Genomic DNA, 15,621 nt, shown 5'->3' with positions numbered 1-15,621 from the left:
GGGGACCGATTCTGCGGGGCGGAGCCGGTCTCACGGGCCAACCGGGGGCCGTGTCGCGGCGCGTCGCCGGACCCGACTGGCCCTCTCCTCGGTGGCGGGACGCCCGGACCGTGCCACAGTGAAGCCAGGCGCGCGTTCCTGCCGGACCCGCACGCGCGTGGCGGTGCGTACAGGAGGTGCCGTGAGTCGGTTGCGGCGCGGCCTGCACCGCGCTTGGCGGTGGATCCGCGTCCAGGCCCTGTTCGAGCACGGCCGGGAGCTGGAGCTGATGCACCGGGCGATGGGCTTCGCCACCCTCGCGCTGGTGACGCTGGCCCCGCTGCTGATCGTGGTCGCCGCCGCCGACCCGCTGGTGCAGGGCGGGTTCGCCTCCTGGCTGACCGACGGGATGGGGCTGTCCGGACCGTCGGCGCGCGTGGTCACGGACGTGATCAGCCCCCCGCTCCACGTCATCGGCACCACCAGCGCCTGGAGCGCCGTACTGCTCGCGGTGTTCGGCGTGTCCTTCGGGGGCAGCGTGCAGAACGCCTACGAACGCATCTGGGGCCTGGCCGCCGGGCCCTGGCACCGGGTGTGGCGGCAGGCCACCTGGCTCATCGTGCTGACGGCGTACCTCTACCAGGAGGTGGCGACCAAGGCGGCGCTGCACGGCTCCCAGCGGATCCTGCTGTCCGGGCTCAGCGGTGTGCTGTTCTTCTGGTGGGGGCAGCACTTCCTGCTGGGTGACCAGGTCCGCTGGCGGCAACTGCTGCCGGGCGCGCTGGCCACCATGGTGGGCCTCGCCGGGCTGCGCGCCTTCTCCTACCTCGTCTTCACGCCCCTCATCGTCACCAACGCCCTGAGCTACGGCGCGGTCGGCACCGTCCTCGTCCTGGAGTCCTGGCTGATCGGCGTCGGCTTCGTCATCTACGGCGGCGCCCTGTTCGGCCGCTGGTTCTGCGAGCACCACTGGATGCCGATCCACCACGGGGGAGAACACGGGGGAGAAGATGAGGAGGGTTAGGCCAGTTGCCGTCGGACCAGTTCGTGCAGGCGGCCCGTGGGGTCCGCGAGCAGGTCGGCGGGGCTGCCCTGTTCGACCACACGGCCGTCCTCCATCACGATCACCCGGTCCGCGTCCAGCACCGTGGACAGCCGGTGGGCGATGACGACACGGGTGGCGTTCAGCTTGCGGGTGCTGTCGATGACGACGCGCTGGGTGTCGTTGTCGAGCGCGCTGGTCGCCTCGTCGAAGAAGAGGATGCGGGGGCGGCGGATCAGCGCCTGGGCGATCATCAGCCGCTGGCGCTGCCCGCCGGAGACCGAGCCGCTGCCGGAGACGATGGTGTGCAGGCCCATCGGCATCCGTGCGATGTCCTCCGCGAGCCCCGCCATCTCCGCCGCCGCCATCGCCTCCTCGGGGGTGTACGGCTCGGCGCCGCAGATGACGTCCAGGAGGGACCCGGTGAACGGCTGGGCGTGCTGGAGGACCACCCCGCACTGGCGGCGCACCGCCGACTGGTCGAGGGCGGCGAGGTCCTGGCCGTCGTACAGGACGCTGCCGGACAGCGGCCGGTCGAAGCCGATCAGCAGCCGCAGCAGCGTGGACTTGCCGCAGCCGCTGGGGCCGACCACCGCGACGAACTCGCCCGGCCGGACCGCGAAGGACACGTCGTCCAGGACGAGCGGGCCGTCCTCGGAGTACCGGAAGGACAGCTTGCGGGCCTCCAGCGCGCCGGACAGCGGACCCGGCAGAGTGCTCGCGGAGCGGACCTCCGGGGCGGCCTCCAGGACCGGCCGGATCTCCTCGAACAGCGGCAGCGCGGCCACCGCCGACACCAGCGCCCCGGTCAGCTGGGTGACCGAGGTCAGCACCATCGTCACCGAGGTGCTGAAGGTGAGGAAGTCCGCCGCCGACAGCGTGCCCCTCGCCGGTCCCGCGAGCAGCATGAACATCAGCAGCGAGCACACCGGCAGATACACCGCGCCGAGCACGGTGGTGAGGTTCTTGATCCGCCCGGCCTTCTGCTGGAGCTCCCGGCTGCGCGCGAACTCCCGCGCCCAGGCGGCGTACGCGTAGTTCTCGGCGGCCGCCACCCGCAGCTTGGGCAGCCCCCGCAGGGTCTGGAACGCCTGGTTGTTCAGCCGGTTGCCGAGCGCCGTCAGGCGCCGCTGCCAGCGCACCTGCCACAGTCCGAGCCCCAGGAACACCACCGCGATGACGGCCAGCATGCCGATCGCCGCGAGCGCCATCGGCACGCTGTACCACAGCAGCAGACCGAGGTTCATCGCGCCGACCGTCACCGACTGGGCGACCACCGGCCCGACCCCCGCCAGCATCCGGCGCATCGCGCTGATCCCCATGGCCGCACTGGCGAGTTCGCCGGTGGAGCGCTGGGTGAAGAACCGGGTGGGCAGCCGCAGCAGCCGGTCCCAGACGGCCGGTTGCAGCGCCGCCTCGATCCGCCCCTCCAGGCGCAGGATCGACAGGTTCTCCAGCAATGTGAACGCCGCCGACACCACCCCGCTCACCATCACCGCCAGGCACACCTGGACGATCAGGCCCGTCTCGGCCCTCGGCACGTACTCGCCGAGCACCTTGCCGGTGGCGATGGGCACCAGCGCGCCGATCGCCACCGTCACCAGGCCCGCGAGCAGCAGGGCGAGCAGATCGCCGCGGGCGCCGCCGAGCGTGAACCGGAGCAGGCCGAGCGGGGAGAGCGCCCGGTCGGGCAGCGGCCGGTAGAACATCACCGCGCGCGGTTCGAACTCGTCGGCGTTCCCCTTGCCGACGGGGGTCTCCCGGCCGGTGCCGGGGTGGACGGCCGCGTAGCCGCCGCGCCGCCACAGCAGGGCGACCGGCGCCCCGGACAGCGCCCGCCGTCCCACCAGCGGGCCCACGTTCTCCCGCCACCAGCGGCCTTCGAGACGGACCGCGCGGGTGCGCACCCGCGAGGCCAGCGCCACCCGCTCGACCGGGTCGAGTCGCTCGCTCCCGGTGCCGCCGCGCGCGGGCTCGGCGAGCGTGATCCCGGCCGCGCGGGCGACCAGCGCGCAGGCCGCGTAGGTGGCGTCGGCGTCGGCGGCCGTCGCCGGGCGCCGCGGGCGGCGGCCGATCGAGGCCAGCAGGGTGCGGTCCGCCTGGACGCCCGCCGCCTCGCCCGCCTTGATCCCGGCGGCCGTGCGCGTCTCGTGGCCGCGCTCCAGCTGCTCGATCCAGCGGTCCAGCGCGGTCAGCAGCCGGTACTGCTGGTCGACCAGCGACTGCCACAGGGCCGGGTCCACCAGCAGATCGGCGGCGGCCTGAGCGCCGTACAGGGAGCCGTACCGGACGCTGCCGGGGGGCACCTGCATCCAGAACACGTCGTCGTCCGCTAGGGCTTCGGGCCGCTCCTCGGCCAGCGGCGCCTGGAAGAGGACGGACAGTCCGCGGCCGACGCCGAGCGCGAGGGCGTACTCCAGCGGGCTGGACGCGGGCGGCACGTACTGCGGCTGCCCGTACTCGTCGTACGACCAGGTCTCGGTACCCGCCTGCTGGTACAGCTCGCGCAGGTTCACCCGGTGCACCACGCAGTCCCGCACCGGGCGGGCCACCAGGGTGTGCCGGGGGCCGGCGACCGGGCCGAGCAGCAGCGCGCCCGCTTCCAGCCGGCCCAGGTGGTGCCACTGGCCCTGCTGTCCGGCGTCCACCGCGAACAGGTCCAGGGCGCCGGCCGCCACCAGCCACAGCACCTGGGGGCCCTCCAGGTCGAGGCGGGTGAACCCGGCGCAGTCGACCCGGCTGCCGAGCCCGCCCAGCGCCCCGAGCACCAGGTCGCCGTCGTACTCCTGCCGCACAGACGTCATCAACGCTCCCTGACCAGCGCCGCGTACGCGCCGCCGCGTGCCACCAGCTCCGCGTGCCGCCCGCGTTCGACCACCGTGCCGTGCTGGAGCACGACGATCTCGTCGCTGTCGCGGACCGTGCTCAGCCGGTGCGCGATCACCACACAGGCGCAGCCGCGCCGGCGCAGGTTGTCCATCACCACCAGCTCGGTCTGCGCGTCCAGCGCGCTGGTCACCTCGTCCAGCACCAGGATGCTGGGCCCGCGCACCAACGCCCGTGCGATCTCGAGGCGTTGGCGCTGCCCACCGGAGAAGTTGCGGCCGTCCTGCTCGACCTTCCCGTGGATGCCGCCGGGCCGCCGCGCCACCACCTCGTACAGGGCCGCGTCCTTCAGCGCCTCGACGACCGCCTCGTCCGGGATCGACGGGTCCCACAGGGCGACGTTGTCGCGGACCGAACCCTCGAAGAGGAACACCTCCTGGTCCACGAAGGAGACGGAGGCGGCGAGCGCCCCGCGCGGGATGTCCTCCAGGCGCCGCCCGTCGATGCGGATCACCCCGTCCCACGGCGCGTACAGTCCCGAGATCAGCCTGGACACTGTGGACTTGCCGCTGCCCGAGCCGCCCACCAGCGCCACCTGCTGACCGGGCCCCACGGTCAGGTCGAAGCCGGTCAGCAGCGGCTTGTCCAGCGGGCTGTAGCCGAACGTGACGTTCTCCAGCTCCACCTGGCCGCGCAGCCGGCGCGTCTCGCCGCCGGCCGCGGCCCGCGCGTAGAGCGGATCGGGCTGGAAGTTCTCCACGTCCTTCAGGCGGGCCACGTCGGCGGTGAAGTCCTGGATGCGGCCCGCCACCCCGTTGAGCCGGGTCAGCGGCGCGGTGAAGCGGGTGACCAGCGCCTGGAAGGCCACCAGCAGACCCACCGAGATATGCCCCTCGACGGCGCGCAGACCGCCGATCCACAGGATCAGCGCGCTGTTGAACGTGGCCAGCGTCGGCGCGACGATCCCGAGCCAGGCACTCGGCACCCCGAGCCGCTGCTGCTCCTCCAGCGTGGCGGCGTGCTGCCCGGCCCACTTGCGGAAGTACCCGTCCTCGCCGCCGGTCGACTTCATCGTCTCGATCAACTGGAGCCCGGTGTAGGCCGTGTTGGTCAGCCGGGCGGTGTCCGCGCGCAGCTTGGCCGTGCGCGTCGCGCGCAGCCGCCCGACCAGCCGCATGGCGGCGAGGTTCAGCAGGGCCACGCCGATGCCGAGGAACGTCAGCTGCGGGTCGTAGGTGTACAGCAGCACCGCGTACAGCACGACCACGATCGCGTCCACACCGGCCGCCGCCAGGTCGCGGGCCAGGGTCTCCGCCACCTGGTCGTTGGACTGGAGGCGCTGCACCAGGTCGGCGGGGGAGCGCTGGGCGAAGAACGTCACCGGCAGCCGCAGCAGATGGCGCAGGAAGCGGGCGCTGGTCAGGGTGGAGGAGATGATCCGGCCGTGCAGCAGATTGGCCTGCTGGAGCCAGGTCAGGACCAGCGTGAGCAGCACACAGGCGGCCATCGAGGTGAACAGCACGCCCAGCAGCGAGGTCTGGCCGCCGATCAGGTACGTGTCGATGTAGGTGCGGCTGAGCGCGGGTACGGCCGCGCCGACCGCGACCAGCAGCAGGCTGGCCAGCACCGCGGCGGGCAGGGTGCCCGCGGTGCCGCGCAGCCGGGCCGGCAGCGCGCCGAGCACACCCGGCCTGCGCCCGCCCCGCGTGAAGTCCGGGCCGGGCTCCAGCACCAGGACGACGCCGGTGAAGCTGCCGTCGAACTCGTCCAGCGGCACGAAACGGCGGCCCTTGGCAGGATCGTTGATGTGGATGCCGCGCCGGCCGAGGCGGCGGCCCATGCCGTCGTAGACGACGTAGTGGTTGAATTCCCAGAACAGGATGGCCGGGGCGCGCACCTCGGCGAGGGCGGCCAGATCCATCTGCATGCCCTTGGCGGTCAGGCCGTAACTGCGGGCGGCCTTCAGCAGGTTGCTGGCGCGCGAGCCGTCGCGGGAGACCCCGCAGGCGATGCGCAGCTCCTCCAGCGGGACGTGCCGGCCGTAGTGGCCGAGGACCATCGCGAGACAGGCGGCGCCGCACTCGACGGCCTCCATCTGGAGCACGGTGGGCGTACGGCCCGCGCGGGCGCGGGACTTGGGGGCCGGACGCCGGGCGGGGGCGGCGCGTCTGCGGCCGCGGCTCTGCGGGGGAGCGGACGTCACGGGAGCAGCCAATCGACGGGGTGCTGGTCGGCCAGCCGGATGGAGGCGGAGGCGAGGGTCATGGAGTCCAGCCGGAACGGCGGCCCACCGGCGGTCGACCACCGGTAGCCGCTCCTCGTCGCGCGCGAGCCGGTCAGCCGCACGGTCACCGCGACCGGGCGGCCGTCCTTGGTGAACTGGCGGCCGAGCTGGCCGTCGCCGAGGAACGCGGCGATCGACTGCGCGGACTGCGCGGTCCGGTCCACCGAGCGCACCTCGCCGCGCAGCACGCCGTAGCGCTGTGCCGGAACGGCGGAGACGGTGAGGTCCACGGGGGCGTGCGCGGGGATGGCGGCGGCGCTGTCGGCGGGCACGTACACGGTCGCGTACAGCGGGTCGTCCGCGTGCGCGACCTTTTCGACGGCGGCCACGTCGGTGCCGGTCTGCACGATCTGCCCAAGGGTGGCGGCGAGCGTGGTGATCCGGCCCGCGGCGACCGTGCGGACCACCGAATCGCCTTGCGCGGTACGGACCTTGACCACGGGGGCGTTCGCGGGCAGCCGTGCGCCCTGCCGGGCGAGGACGGCCGTCACCTGTCCCGCCACGGGGCTCTGGAGCACATAACTGCCCTCCCCGTGGGTGAGGATGGCGCCCGCGCTCACCGTGGAGGCGACCGAACCGGTCACCGCCCACACGGAGGCCGCGGCCATGACGGCGACGGTGACACCGAGCGCGAGCCGGCCCTGCGGGCGGGCGAGCCGCACCGGGAGGTCCAGCTCCTGGGGCGACTGGAGCTTGGCGAGGGCCTGTTGGCGGAACTGCACGGAACGTCCCTCACCTGTGGGGGAGTCACGGATGTGTCGGGGCGCCCGAGAGCCCCGGAGCCGGGGATGGCTCCGGGACCGACGGGGAGTGGGAAAGGCTCGGTCAGAGACCGGCGACCAGGCCGGTGACCGGGGCCACGTTCAGGCCGGTGACACCCTCGACCGTGCCGATGGCCGTGTTGGCCAGGTCGGAGACCGGGGCGATGCCGTTGACGGCGCCGGTCACGGTGTTGAGGGCGTTCACCTGGAGACCACCGGAAACGGCGTCCAGCTCGGCGTCGGCGATCTCGGCGGTCTGGACCTGGGGGGTGGAGTTCATGATGGAACTTCCCTTCATATGGGTATTCACAAGGGGAGAACGGCCCTTCCGTTCGTCAGGAGGAGGGCCGCGACCGCGGGTGGCAGGCTCCGTCGCCGGGGCCCGCCGGCCCCCCGCGGTGCGAAGGATCAAAGCACGCCCGCCGGACGCGCTTCCACTCGATCAGGGCTCTCACCAGGGGACTTGTGCCGCGCGCGGGTCCAAGCGTGCAGGCGCGGGCACGGCTTGTCGGCGACTTTTTCACATGCCGCACGGCATCGTCGCGGCCGCGGGCTTGCCTCGGGCGCCGTCTTCGGCCCGCCCGCGCGCCGGAGGCGGGCATGGGCGCGCGGATGTGCAGAAGCGCTGACCGCCGTGGCTTGGTTGAGTATTCAATGTGCAGATTCCCTGAAGCAGGGCTTCCGGTATGCGACGGAAACCGACCGCTGTCGATCGATCGCGGAGCGTATCGGTTCGGCGCCGCCACGGATTGCATGCCCCCCTCGGATTGCATGCCGCCACGGATTGCGGTGCCGCCTCGGTCCGCAGCCGTCTCGGGTACGGGGGCTCAGTCGCCGCGCGCCCGCAGCAGGAGCAGCGCCACATCGTCCAGCCGCGCCCCCGCCGGGACGCTCCGGCGCACCAGTTCGTCCGCGAGGGTCTCCAGCGGCAGGTCGTCCAGCTCCGCGAGGCGGGCGCCCAGCTCCGCCAGGGCGTCCTCGATGTCCACGCCGGGGGATTCCACCAGTCCGTCGGTGTACAGGACGAGGACCGAGCCGGGCGCGAGCGGGACCTCGGTCGTCGGATACGCCGCCGAGGCGTCGATGCCGAGCAGCGGGCCTCCGGCCAGGTCCAGCACCCGCACCCGGCCGTCCGGGCGCCTGAGCAGCGGCGGCGGATGCCCGGCACGCGCCATCACGGCCCGCCCGGCCGCCGGGTCGAGGCGCAGATACAGACAACTGGCGAACAGGTCCGCGTCCAACTCGATCAGCAGCCGGTTGATGCTGACCATCACCTCGTGCGGGCCCTGCCCCACCGCCGTGTACGCCCGCACCCCCGTGCGCAGCTGACCCATCAGCCCCGCCGCCGTCACGTTGTGCCCCTGTACGTCCCCGATCACCGCCGCCGGCAGCGGCCGGGCCGGCACCAGGTCGTAGAAGTCGCCGCCGATCTCCATGCCATGAGTGGCCGGCAGATACCGGGCCGCCGCCTCCACGCCCGGCAGCGATGCCAACGAATGCGGCAGCAGCGCCTGTTGCAGCCCGTGCGCCAGCTGGTGCTCGGCGTCGTAGAGCATCGCGCGCTCCAGCGCCTGCGCGATCAGGCCGCCCAGAGCGGTCAGCACGGCCCGCTCGTCGGCGGGGAAGGCCCGCGCCTCGGGATAGGCCAGCACACAGGTGCCGACCGGCCGCCCGGACGCGATCAGCGGCAGATACGCCCACGCCGCGAAGTCGTCCGGGCTCTCCCCCCGCTCCGGGTAGAGCCGCCCCAACTGCTCCCGCGACTCGAAGAACGCGGGCACCCCGCTGCTCAGCGCCCGCATGCCCGGTGTCCGCTCCGACAGCGGCAGCCCCTCGAACCGCTCCACCACGCGCGGATCGTCGTACCCGCGATGTCCCAGCAGATGCAGCCGCCCGCCCTGCGCCGAGGCCAGCACCAGTGCCCGGCAGCCCACCGCGGGCGCCACCTCGTCCCACACCAGCTGCACCACGTCCCGCACCCCCACCGCCTCGGTCAGCGCGCCCGCCAGGCTCAGCACCTGGGAGATCGTCACCAGCCGGGACGGCCCCGCCGCCACCGGCGGGCCGGCCGGCGCCACCTCGGCCATCGGGTGCGCCCGGACGATACGCATGCTCAGCCCGGTCAGGCTCGGATACAGCCGGAACGACAGCCAGTCACCAGGCGGGCGCAGTGCCACGAACGACGTCGGCTGCTGGCTCAGCAGCGCCGCCCGGTAACGGTCCTCGTACGTCGGATCGTTCAGCCAGGGCACCGACACCCACGGCAGCGTGCCGAGCAGTTCGTCCGGGACCTTGCCGAGCAGGGTGGCCGCCGCCGGGCTGACGTAGCCGATCCGGCCGTGCAGATCCAGCGACGCCAGGCCGTACGGCAGCCGGGCCACCATCCGGGTGGCCTCCACGGAGCCCAGGGTGCCCGCCACTCCGGGGCCGGGCGCGGCGAGCAGATCGTGCTCCGGACCCAGCGGCCTGCGCTCCCGCGCGGCACGGGCGAGCCGCAGCGCCAGCCGCCCGCAGGCCGCCGTCAGCCGGTCGCGCTCCTGCCCGGACAGCTCCGGCGGATGGCTGCCGGGCCAGGTCACGAACACCGCGCCGTACACCTCGCGCTCCGTGGCCACCGGCAGCGCGGCCAGCGCGAACGGGTACGGCAGCACCACCGCGATCCGCGGATAGCGCCCCGCCATCTCCTCCTCGCCGCCCACCCAGACCAGCCGCCGCTGCCGCACCGCCTCCGCGACCGGGAGCGAGGCGCCGAGCCCGAGGCGCTCCCACGGTGCCGCGAACGCCCGCGGCAGGCCCGCGTGAACCGCCATCTCCAGGACCGGCTCGTCCCGCCTGAGCAGATACACGGCGCCGGAGTGGGCGTGCACCTCCTCCATCATCGCGGCCAGCGCGACCGACAGCACCGGCTCGCCGCCCGGTGTCCCGGCGGCCGCCGCTGCCCGCGGGGGCCGTGGCCCGTCGGACACGCCGACCACCTCCTCCTACGGCCGCGTGTCGCATCCGGGACCAGACTCCTCCGCGACGGCGCGCGGCGCACGGCGAGCGTCCGGGTTGCGCGCCCCGACCGTGGCGCGATCTGGGCGCGCCCGCCGGCCCCGGTCGCGCGGCAGGGCTTCGTCGCGCCGTGGACAGGCGCGCCGAGCGGACCGCGCCTAGATTCGATGGGGTGGCACACACCTTCGAAGAACTGGTGCAGAAGCAGCGGGCGGCCGAGGCGGCCCACGCCACGGTCGAGGACCTGCGCGAGACGTACGGCCCGCCCGCCGAACGGGGCATGACCGGCGCCCAGTCGGGCACCTACGAGACCGCCCTGCGCGCCTGGCGCGACCTCGCCCGCGATGTGCAGACCGCGGTGAGCGAGTACGCCAAGGAGACGGGCCGCCCGCGCGCCGACATCGAGGCCGAGGTGGCACGCGCCGCGGCGGACCAGGGGCGAAGACCGCCGGCGGGCTGACGGACGGCCGCGGAAAAGGCCCATGTGCGGGCTGGTATCCGTCGCCTCCTGCGGGTACACGGCGTCCATGAACACTGCCATGTACGAAGCGGCCACCGGTCGGCAGTCCTTCGGTTACGTCCTCATCCTGGTCGCCGGGGTCGTCCTGGTCGCCGGACTGATCTGGGCGTTCCGGCTGGGCTTCAAGGTACGTCAGCGCGAGCCCGCCCCGCCGCGCCCGGAGGAGCAGCCCACGCTGCCGCCGACGGGCCCGGTCCACGAGACCAGCGAGATGCGCGAGCCCCGTGATGTGCCGAAGACCGAGGACGGGAGCGAGCGGCTCACCCCGCACCAGCTCGGCAACATCCGTTCCCAGCGCGCCGACGACCAGCGGCGTCCGCGCTGGTCGCCCGGCTCCAGCGGGTCCTTCGGCGGCGGTGGCGGCGGCCGTACCTGAGCGGCCCGCGCCGCGCGGCGGCGTTTGCCCGCCGGGCCGGACGGTTACCCGTGGCAAAACGGTTCGGACCAGGTCCGCGCGGGTGCCGATGCTCCGGCCCCGCCGGCCGCAGGACGCAGAGAGTGGATGACACGACGTGATCGCGCAGACGAGCGGGAAGCCGGGCGCACCGGAGACCGAGACGGGATGGGTCCGGGCGCACAGCCGGCGGGACCGGCGGGAGCTTGGGGTGCGCACCTGTGTCCCCGCCGTCCTGGACCGCACCGGTCCCCGGCCGGGGGCGGACGGCTGTGAGGAAACCATCGTGCGTGGGGAGGACTGAGCGGACGGGACGCCAGGCGGTCGCGCCTCGCGACACACCGGCGGCTTCGGACGACGCACTGGGCCGGCCCCTCGTCCGTACGAGGGGCCGGCCCAGTGCGTCGTCCGGTGACGGCACTCGGGGTCCTCAGGCGTGCGTCTTCGCCAGCAGCTCCAGGATCTCCGCCGTCGTGCCCGTCTCGCCCAGCCGCGGGAAGATCTTCTCGACGCTGTGCGCGTGCGTCGCGGCGTCGCGGTCGGCCATCGCGTCGGTGGCCAGGGTGACGTGGTAGCCCATGGCGTAGGCGTCACGGGCGGTGGACTCCACGCCGATGCTGGTGGCGACGCCGGTCAGCACGATCTGCGTGACGCCGCGGCGGCGCAGCTGCACATCCAGGTCGGTGCCGAACAGGGCGCTCCAGTTGTGCTTGGTGACGTGGATGTCGCCCGCGTGGCCGGTCAGTTCGTCGACGATGACGTCCCAGCCCTCCGGGAGCGCCGCGCCGCCGCTCTGCTGCTCGGTGCGGCCCGGCATGACGTCGGAGAAGTCGGCGGCGAAGGACACCCGGACCAGGACGACGGGCAGGTCGCGGGCCCGGAACGCCTCGGCCAGCTCGACCGAGCGGGAGAGCACGTCGGCGGCCGAGTGCGGCTGGGTGGGGGAGCCCACGATGCCGCGCTGGAGGTCGATCACGACAAGGGCGGTACGGGGGTCGAGCGTGGTGAGCGACATGAGTCGGTCAGGCCTTTCGGGAGGTCTTGGGGCGTACGGGGTCGTACAGGGTTGTGCGCCGGCGCGCGGATGGTGCGGGCCGGGCGCGGGCTTTCCGGTGGCTACGGCTGCGACAGCCGCTGCATCAGCTCCAGGGCCGTCAGGATCGTCTGCCGTTCCTCGTCGCTGTACCGGTCCTGGAAGGCGCGCGCGAGCCACTCCTCGCGCATCTGCTTGTTGCCCTCGACACGGGACCGGCCGGCGTCGGTCAGGGTGACCAGCTGGCGGCGGCCGTCGTCCGGGTCGGGGGTGCGGCGGATCAGACCGTGCTGCTCCAGCGCGGCCAGCGTCGTGGCCATGGACTGCGGGCGCACCCCCTCGGCGGCGGCCAGTGCGCTCGCGGTGGCCGCGCCGTGCTTGCCGGCCAGGCTCAGCGCCGACTCCTGCGACGGAGTCAGGTCCGCGTCCTGGGCGACCTCGCGGATGCGGCGCCGCAGCCGGCTGAACACCACCCGCAGATCGCGCGCCGACCGGACGGCCGCCTCGGAGATGTCTTCCATGCCGTCACCCTAGGTCCATCAGGAGGAACTGTCCAGCCGGAACTGTTCAGCTTTGCCTGACGGCCTCGCGGGTACTCGTCCGGCGGCCCGCGAAGGCGGCCCGAAGGACCCCGCCGGGGCAGGCGGGTGGAGAGAGCGGTCACGGAAGGCGGCCGGAGCGGAACCGATCCGGCGGACGCGAGGAGCACGGATGAGCCCTGGGGACATGAGCGGCACCCGCGAGCGGACCGACCGTGCCGCACTGGCGGCGGCCCTGCGCGCCGAGGTGGACGGCGAGGTCCGCTTCGACGCCGGCAGCCGTGGCGCCTACGCCACCGACGGGTCCAACTACCGGCAGGTGCCGCTCGGCGTCGTCGTCCCCCGCACGGTGGAGGCGGGCGCCCGCGCGGTCTCGGTGTGCGCGCGGTTCGGGGCCCCCGTGCTGTCCCGTGGTGGCGGCACCAGCCTGGCCGGGCAGTCCACGAACACCGCCGTCGTGATCGACTGGAGCAAGTACTGCACCGGCCTGATCAGCGTGGACACCGAACGGCGCACCTGTGTGGTGGAGCCCGGTATCGTCCTCGACGAACTCAACGCCCAGCTCGCCCGGCACAAGCTCCAGTTCGGGCCCAAGCCGTCCACCCACAGCCACTGCGCGCTCGGCGGCATGATCGGCAACAACTCCTGCGGAGCCTCCGCCCAGGCCTACGGCAAGACCGTCGACAACGTCCGGCGCCTGGAGATCCTCACCTACGACGGCACACGCGCCTGGGTCGGCCCCACCCCTCCCGCCGAACGGGCCCGGATCATCGCCGGCGGCGGCCGGCTCGCCGAGATCTACACCGGCCTCGACCGCATCGCCACCGACTACCTGGCCGACATCCGCCGCGGCTACCCGAAGATCCCGCGCCGCGTCTCCGGCTACAACCTCGACTCGCTGCTGCCCGAGAACGGCTTCGACGTGGCCAAGGCGCTCGTCGGCAGCGAGGGCACCCTCGTGACCGTGCTGCGCGCCGAACTCGACCTGGTGCCGGTGCCGCCGTACCAGTCGCTGCTCGTCCTCGGCTACGACGACATCTGCGCCGCCGCCGACGACGTCCCCCGTCTCCTGGAGCACTGCTCGCCCACCCAGCTGGAGGCCCTGGACGGGCGCATGGCCCAGCTGATGCGCGAGGAAGGCGCCTACCTCGACTCCCTCGACGTCCTTCCCGAGGGCGACAGCTGGCTGATGGTCCAGTACAGCGGCCACAGCCAGGAGGACGTCGACGAACAGGCGCACGCCCTGCTGGCCGCCGTCGGCCGCGACGCGCACGACCCCGCCGTCGCCTTCTCCGACGACCCCGAGCGCGAGCAGAAGATGCTCAGGGCCCGCGAGGCCGGGCTCGGCGTCACCGCACGCCCGCCGGACGGCCGCGAGACCTGGGAGGGCTGGGAGGACTCCGCCGTACCGCCCGAACGCCTCGGCGACTATCTGCGCGACCTCAAGAAGCTGTTCGAGGAGTTCGACTACGACCACCCGTCCCTGTACGGCCACTTCGGGCAGGGCTGTGTGCACACCCGTATCCCCTTCGACCTGAGGGCCGCCGAGGGCGTCGCGGACTTCCGCCGCTTCCTGGAGCGCGCCGCCGACCTCGTGGCCTCCTACGGTGGCTCGCTCTCCGGCGAGCACGGCGACGGGCAGGCCCGCGGCGAACTGCTCACCCGCATGTTCGGTGCGCGACTGGTCGGCGCCTTCGGCGAGTTGAAGGACCTCTTCGACCCGGACGACCGGATGAATCCGGGCAAGGTGGTGCGCCCCCAGCCGGTCGACGGGCAGTTGCGCCTCGGCGCCGACTGGCGCCCGGACAGCCCCGAGACCCGCTTCGGCTTCCCCGACGACGAGCACTCCTTCACGCGCGCGGTGCTGCGCTGCGTCGGCATCGGCAACTGCCGCAGCCACTCCGGAGGGGTCATGTGCCCCTCGTACCGGGCCACTCGGGAGGAGGAGCACTCCACGCGCGGGCGGGCCCGGCTGCTGTTCGAGATGCTCAACGGGCACGCCGACTCCGCCGTCAAGGACGGCTGGCGCTCCACCGCCGTCCACGACGCCCTCGATCTGTGCCTCGCCTGCAAGGGCTGCAAGTCGGACTGCCCGACCGGCGTCGACATGGCCACCCTCAAGGCCGAGTTCCTCTCCCACCACTACGAGGGCCGCCTCCGGCCCGCCGCGCACTACGCGCTGGGGTGGCTGCCGCTGTGGGCCCGGCTGTCCCGCCTCGCGCCGTTGCTGGTCAACTCCGCGCTGCACGCGCCCGGTCTGGCCCGCGCGGGCAAGCTGCTGGCCGGGGTGGACGGTTCCCGTGCGGCGCCGGTGTTCGCCGAGGAGTCCTTCGTGCAGTGGTGGCGCGCCCGCGGAGGGGAGTCTCCGGACCCGGCCGACCCGCGCACCGTCCTGCTGTGGCCGGACACCTTCACCACCTACTTCCACCCCGCGATCGGCCGCGCGGCCGTCCGGGTCCTGGAGGACGCCGGATTCCGGGTCGCCGTGCCCACCGAACCGGTGTGCTGCGGCCTGACCTGGATCTCCACCGGCCAACTCGACACCGCGAAACGGGTGCTGCGGCGCACCCTCGGCGTGCTCGCGCCCTATCTGGAGGCCGGCACCCCGGTGATCGGGCTCGAACCCTCCTGTGCCGCCGTCTTCCGCTCCGACGCCCCCGAACTGCTCCCGGCCGACCAGGACGTCCAGCGGCTCGCCGGGCAGTTCCGCACCTTCGCCGAACAGCTCGTCCACCACGCCCCGGACGGCTGGCAGCCGCCCGGACTCGCCCGCCAGGCCGTCGTACAGACCCACTGCCACCAGCACGCCGTCCTCAAGGACGACGCCGACCGCGAACTCATGCGCCAAGCCCACCTCGACGCCGACGTGCTGGACGAGGGCTGCTGCGGGCTGGCCGGGAACTTCGGCTTCGAACGCGGCCACCACGAGGTGTCCATGGCCGTCGCCGAACAGGGCGTGCTGCCCGCGGTGCGGGGCGCCGCGCCCGGCAGCCTGGTCCTCGCCGACGGCTTCAGCTGCCGCACCCAGATCGAGGAGGGCGGCACCGGCCGGCGCGCGCTGCACCTCGCCGAGGCCCTGGCGTCCGCCCTCGACGGGAATCTGCCGAGCGAGCGACCCGAACGCCTGGCCGACCGGCCGTCCCCGCCGTCCCGCGCCGCCCGCTGGGCGACCGCCGCCCTGCCCGCTGCCGTCGCCCTGCCCGCGGGCGCCGCGCTCGCCCGGCGCCTGCTGCGGCGCCGCGCCTGAGG

Annotated in this window: 11 protein-coding genes; 4 read left to right on the top strand and 7 right to left on the bottom strand. The window is 73.6% G+C overall.

What is annotated here, in order from left to right; translation table 11 throughout:
* Window positions 1-181 precede the first annotated feature (181 nt).
* Window positions 182-1,003, top strand: a complete 822-nt coding sequence (locus tag ACZ7EC_RS02040; protein ID WP_471056465.1) for a ribonuclease BN — start codon at window positions 182-184, stop codon at window positions 1,001-1,003.
* Here the strand turns inward: ACZ7EC_RS02040 and ACZ7EC_RS02035 are convergent.
* The 5 genes from ACZ7EC_RS02035 to ACZ7EC_RS02015 all read right to left on the bottom strand — a co-directional run bounded on the left by ACZ7EC_RS02035 (window position 1,000) and on the right by ACZ7EC_RS02015 (window position 9,867).
* Window positions 1,000-3,825: an NHLP bacteriocin export ABC transporter permease/ATPase subunit gene (locus tag ACZ7EC_RS02035; protein WP_471056462.1), complete on the bottom strand. Its 2,826-nt coding sequence runs from the start codon at window positions 3,823-3,825 to the stop codon at window positions 1,000-1,002. The two genes, ACZ7EC_RS02040 and ACZ7EC_RS02035, sit on opposite strands and share 4 nt — an antisense overlap.
* Entirely contained in the window at window positions 3,825-6,050 is a 2,226-nt protein-coding gene (locus ACZ7EC_RS02030) for an NHLP family bacteriocin export ABC transporter peptidase/permease/ATPase subunit (RefSeq protein ID WP_471056459.1), read from the bottom strand. The genes ACZ7EC_RS02035 and ACZ7EC_RS02030 overlap by 1 nt, the downstream gene beginning before the upstream one ends.
* Complete coding sequence (locus ACZ7EC_RS02025; protein WP_471056456.1) at window positions 6,047-6,853, bottom strand: hypothetical protein; 807 nt, start codon at window positions 6,851-6,853, stop codon at window positions 6,047-6,049. Before ACZ7EC_RS02025 ends, ACZ7EC_RS02030 begins: the two co-directional genes overlap by 4 nt.
* A 103-nt stretch (window positions 6,854-6,956) precedes the next feature.
* Window positions 6,957-7,172: a hypothetical protein gene (locus tag ACZ7EC_RS02020; RefSeq protein WP_037652534.1), complete on the bottom strand. Its 216-nt coding sequence runs from the start codon at window positions 7,170-7,172 to the stop codon at window positions 6,957-6,959.
* Between the two features lie 547 nt (window positions 7,173-7,719).
* Window positions 7,720-9,867, bottom strand: a complete 2,148-nt coding sequence (locus ACZ7EC_RS02015) for a SpoIIE family protein phosphatase (protein ID WP_471056453.1) — start codon at window positions 9,865-9,867, stop codon at window positions 7,720-7,722.
* Window positions 9,868-10,058: 191 nt separating this feature from the next.
* Between ACZ7EC_RS02015 and ACZ7EC_RS02010 the strand changes: the two genes are divergently transcribed.
* Window positions 10,059-10,346, top strand: a complete 288-nt coding sequence (locus tag ACZ7EC_RS02010; protein WP_471056450.1) for a hypothetical protein — start codon at window positions 10,059-10,061, stop codon at window positions 10,344-10,346.
* 67 nt (window positions 10,347-10,413) lie between these two features.
* Window positions 10,414-10,782: a DUF6479 family protein gene (locus tag ACZ7EC_RS02005; RefSeq protein WP_471056447.1), complete on the top strand. Its 369-nt coding sequence runs from the start codon at window positions 10,414-10,416 to the stop codon at window positions 10,780-10,782.
* A 448-nt stretch (window positions 10,783-11,230) separates the two neighbouring features.
* Here ACZ7EC_RS02005 and ACZ7EC_RS02000 read toward each other — a convergent pair whose 3' ends face one another.
* Together ACZ7EC_RS02000 and ACZ7EC_RS01995 are read right to left on the bottom strand one after the other, a co-directional pair.
* Window positions 11,231-11,815: a hydrolase gene (locus ACZ7EC_RS02000; protein WP_471056444.1), complete on the bottom strand. Its 585-nt coding sequence runs from the start codon at window positions 11,813-11,815 to the stop codon at window positions 11,231-11,233.
* A 101-nt stretch (window positions 11,816-11,916) separates the two neighbouring features.
* Window positions 11,917-12,354 carry a MarR family winged helix-turn-helix transcriptional regulator gene (locus ACZ7EC_RS01995; protein WP_471056441.1) on the bottom strand — a complete coding sequence of 146 codons (438 nt, stop codon included), beginning with the start codon at window positions 12,352-12,354 and terminating at the stop codon, window positions 11,917-11,919.
* 190 nt (window positions 12,355-12,544) lie between these two features.
* Here ACZ7EC_RS01995 and ACZ7EC_RS01990 point away from each other — a divergent pair, with 190 nt between their 5' ends.
* On the top strand, window positions 12,545-15,619 hold the full coding sequence (locus ACZ7EC_RS01990) for an FAD-binding and (Fe-S)-binding domain-containing protein (RefSeq protein ID WP_471056438.1): 3,075 nt from the start codon (window positions 12,545-12,547) through the stop codon (window positions 15,617-15,619).
* Window positions 15,620-15,621 lie beyond the last annotated feature (2 nt).

The organism is Streptomyces sp. NPDC037203 (genome assembly GCF_055605065.1).
This window is presented reverse-complemented; position numbering and strand designations above follow the sequence as displayed.

Bases quoted from the DNA above. Each gene is read 5' to 3' on its own strand.
- ACZ7EC_RS02005 (WP_471056447.1), top strand. From the start codon at position 10,414: ATGAACACTGCCATGTACGAAGCGGCCACCGGTCGGCAGTCCTTCGGT.
- ACZ7EC_RS01995 (WP_471056441.1), bottom strand. From the start codon at position 12,354: ATGGAAGACATCTCCGAGGCGGCCGTCCGGTCGGCGCGCGATCTGCGG.
- ACZ7EC_RS02000 (WP_471056444.1), bottom strand. From the start codon at position 11,815: ATGTCGCTCACCACGCTCGACCCCCGTACCGCCCTTGTCGTGATCGAC.
- ACZ7EC_RS02035 (WP_471056462.1), bottom strand. From the start codon at position 3,825: ATGACGTCTGTGCGGCAGGAGTACGACGGCGACCTGGTGCTCGGGGCG.
- ACZ7EC_RS01990 (WP_471056438.1), top strand. From the start codon at position 12,545: ATGAGCCCTGGGGACATGAGCGGCACCCGCGAGCGGACCGACCGTGCC.
- ACZ7EC_RS02020 (WP_037652534.1), bottom strand. From the start codon at position 7,172: ATGAACTCCACCCCCCAGGTCCAGACCGCCGAGATCGCCGACGCCGAG.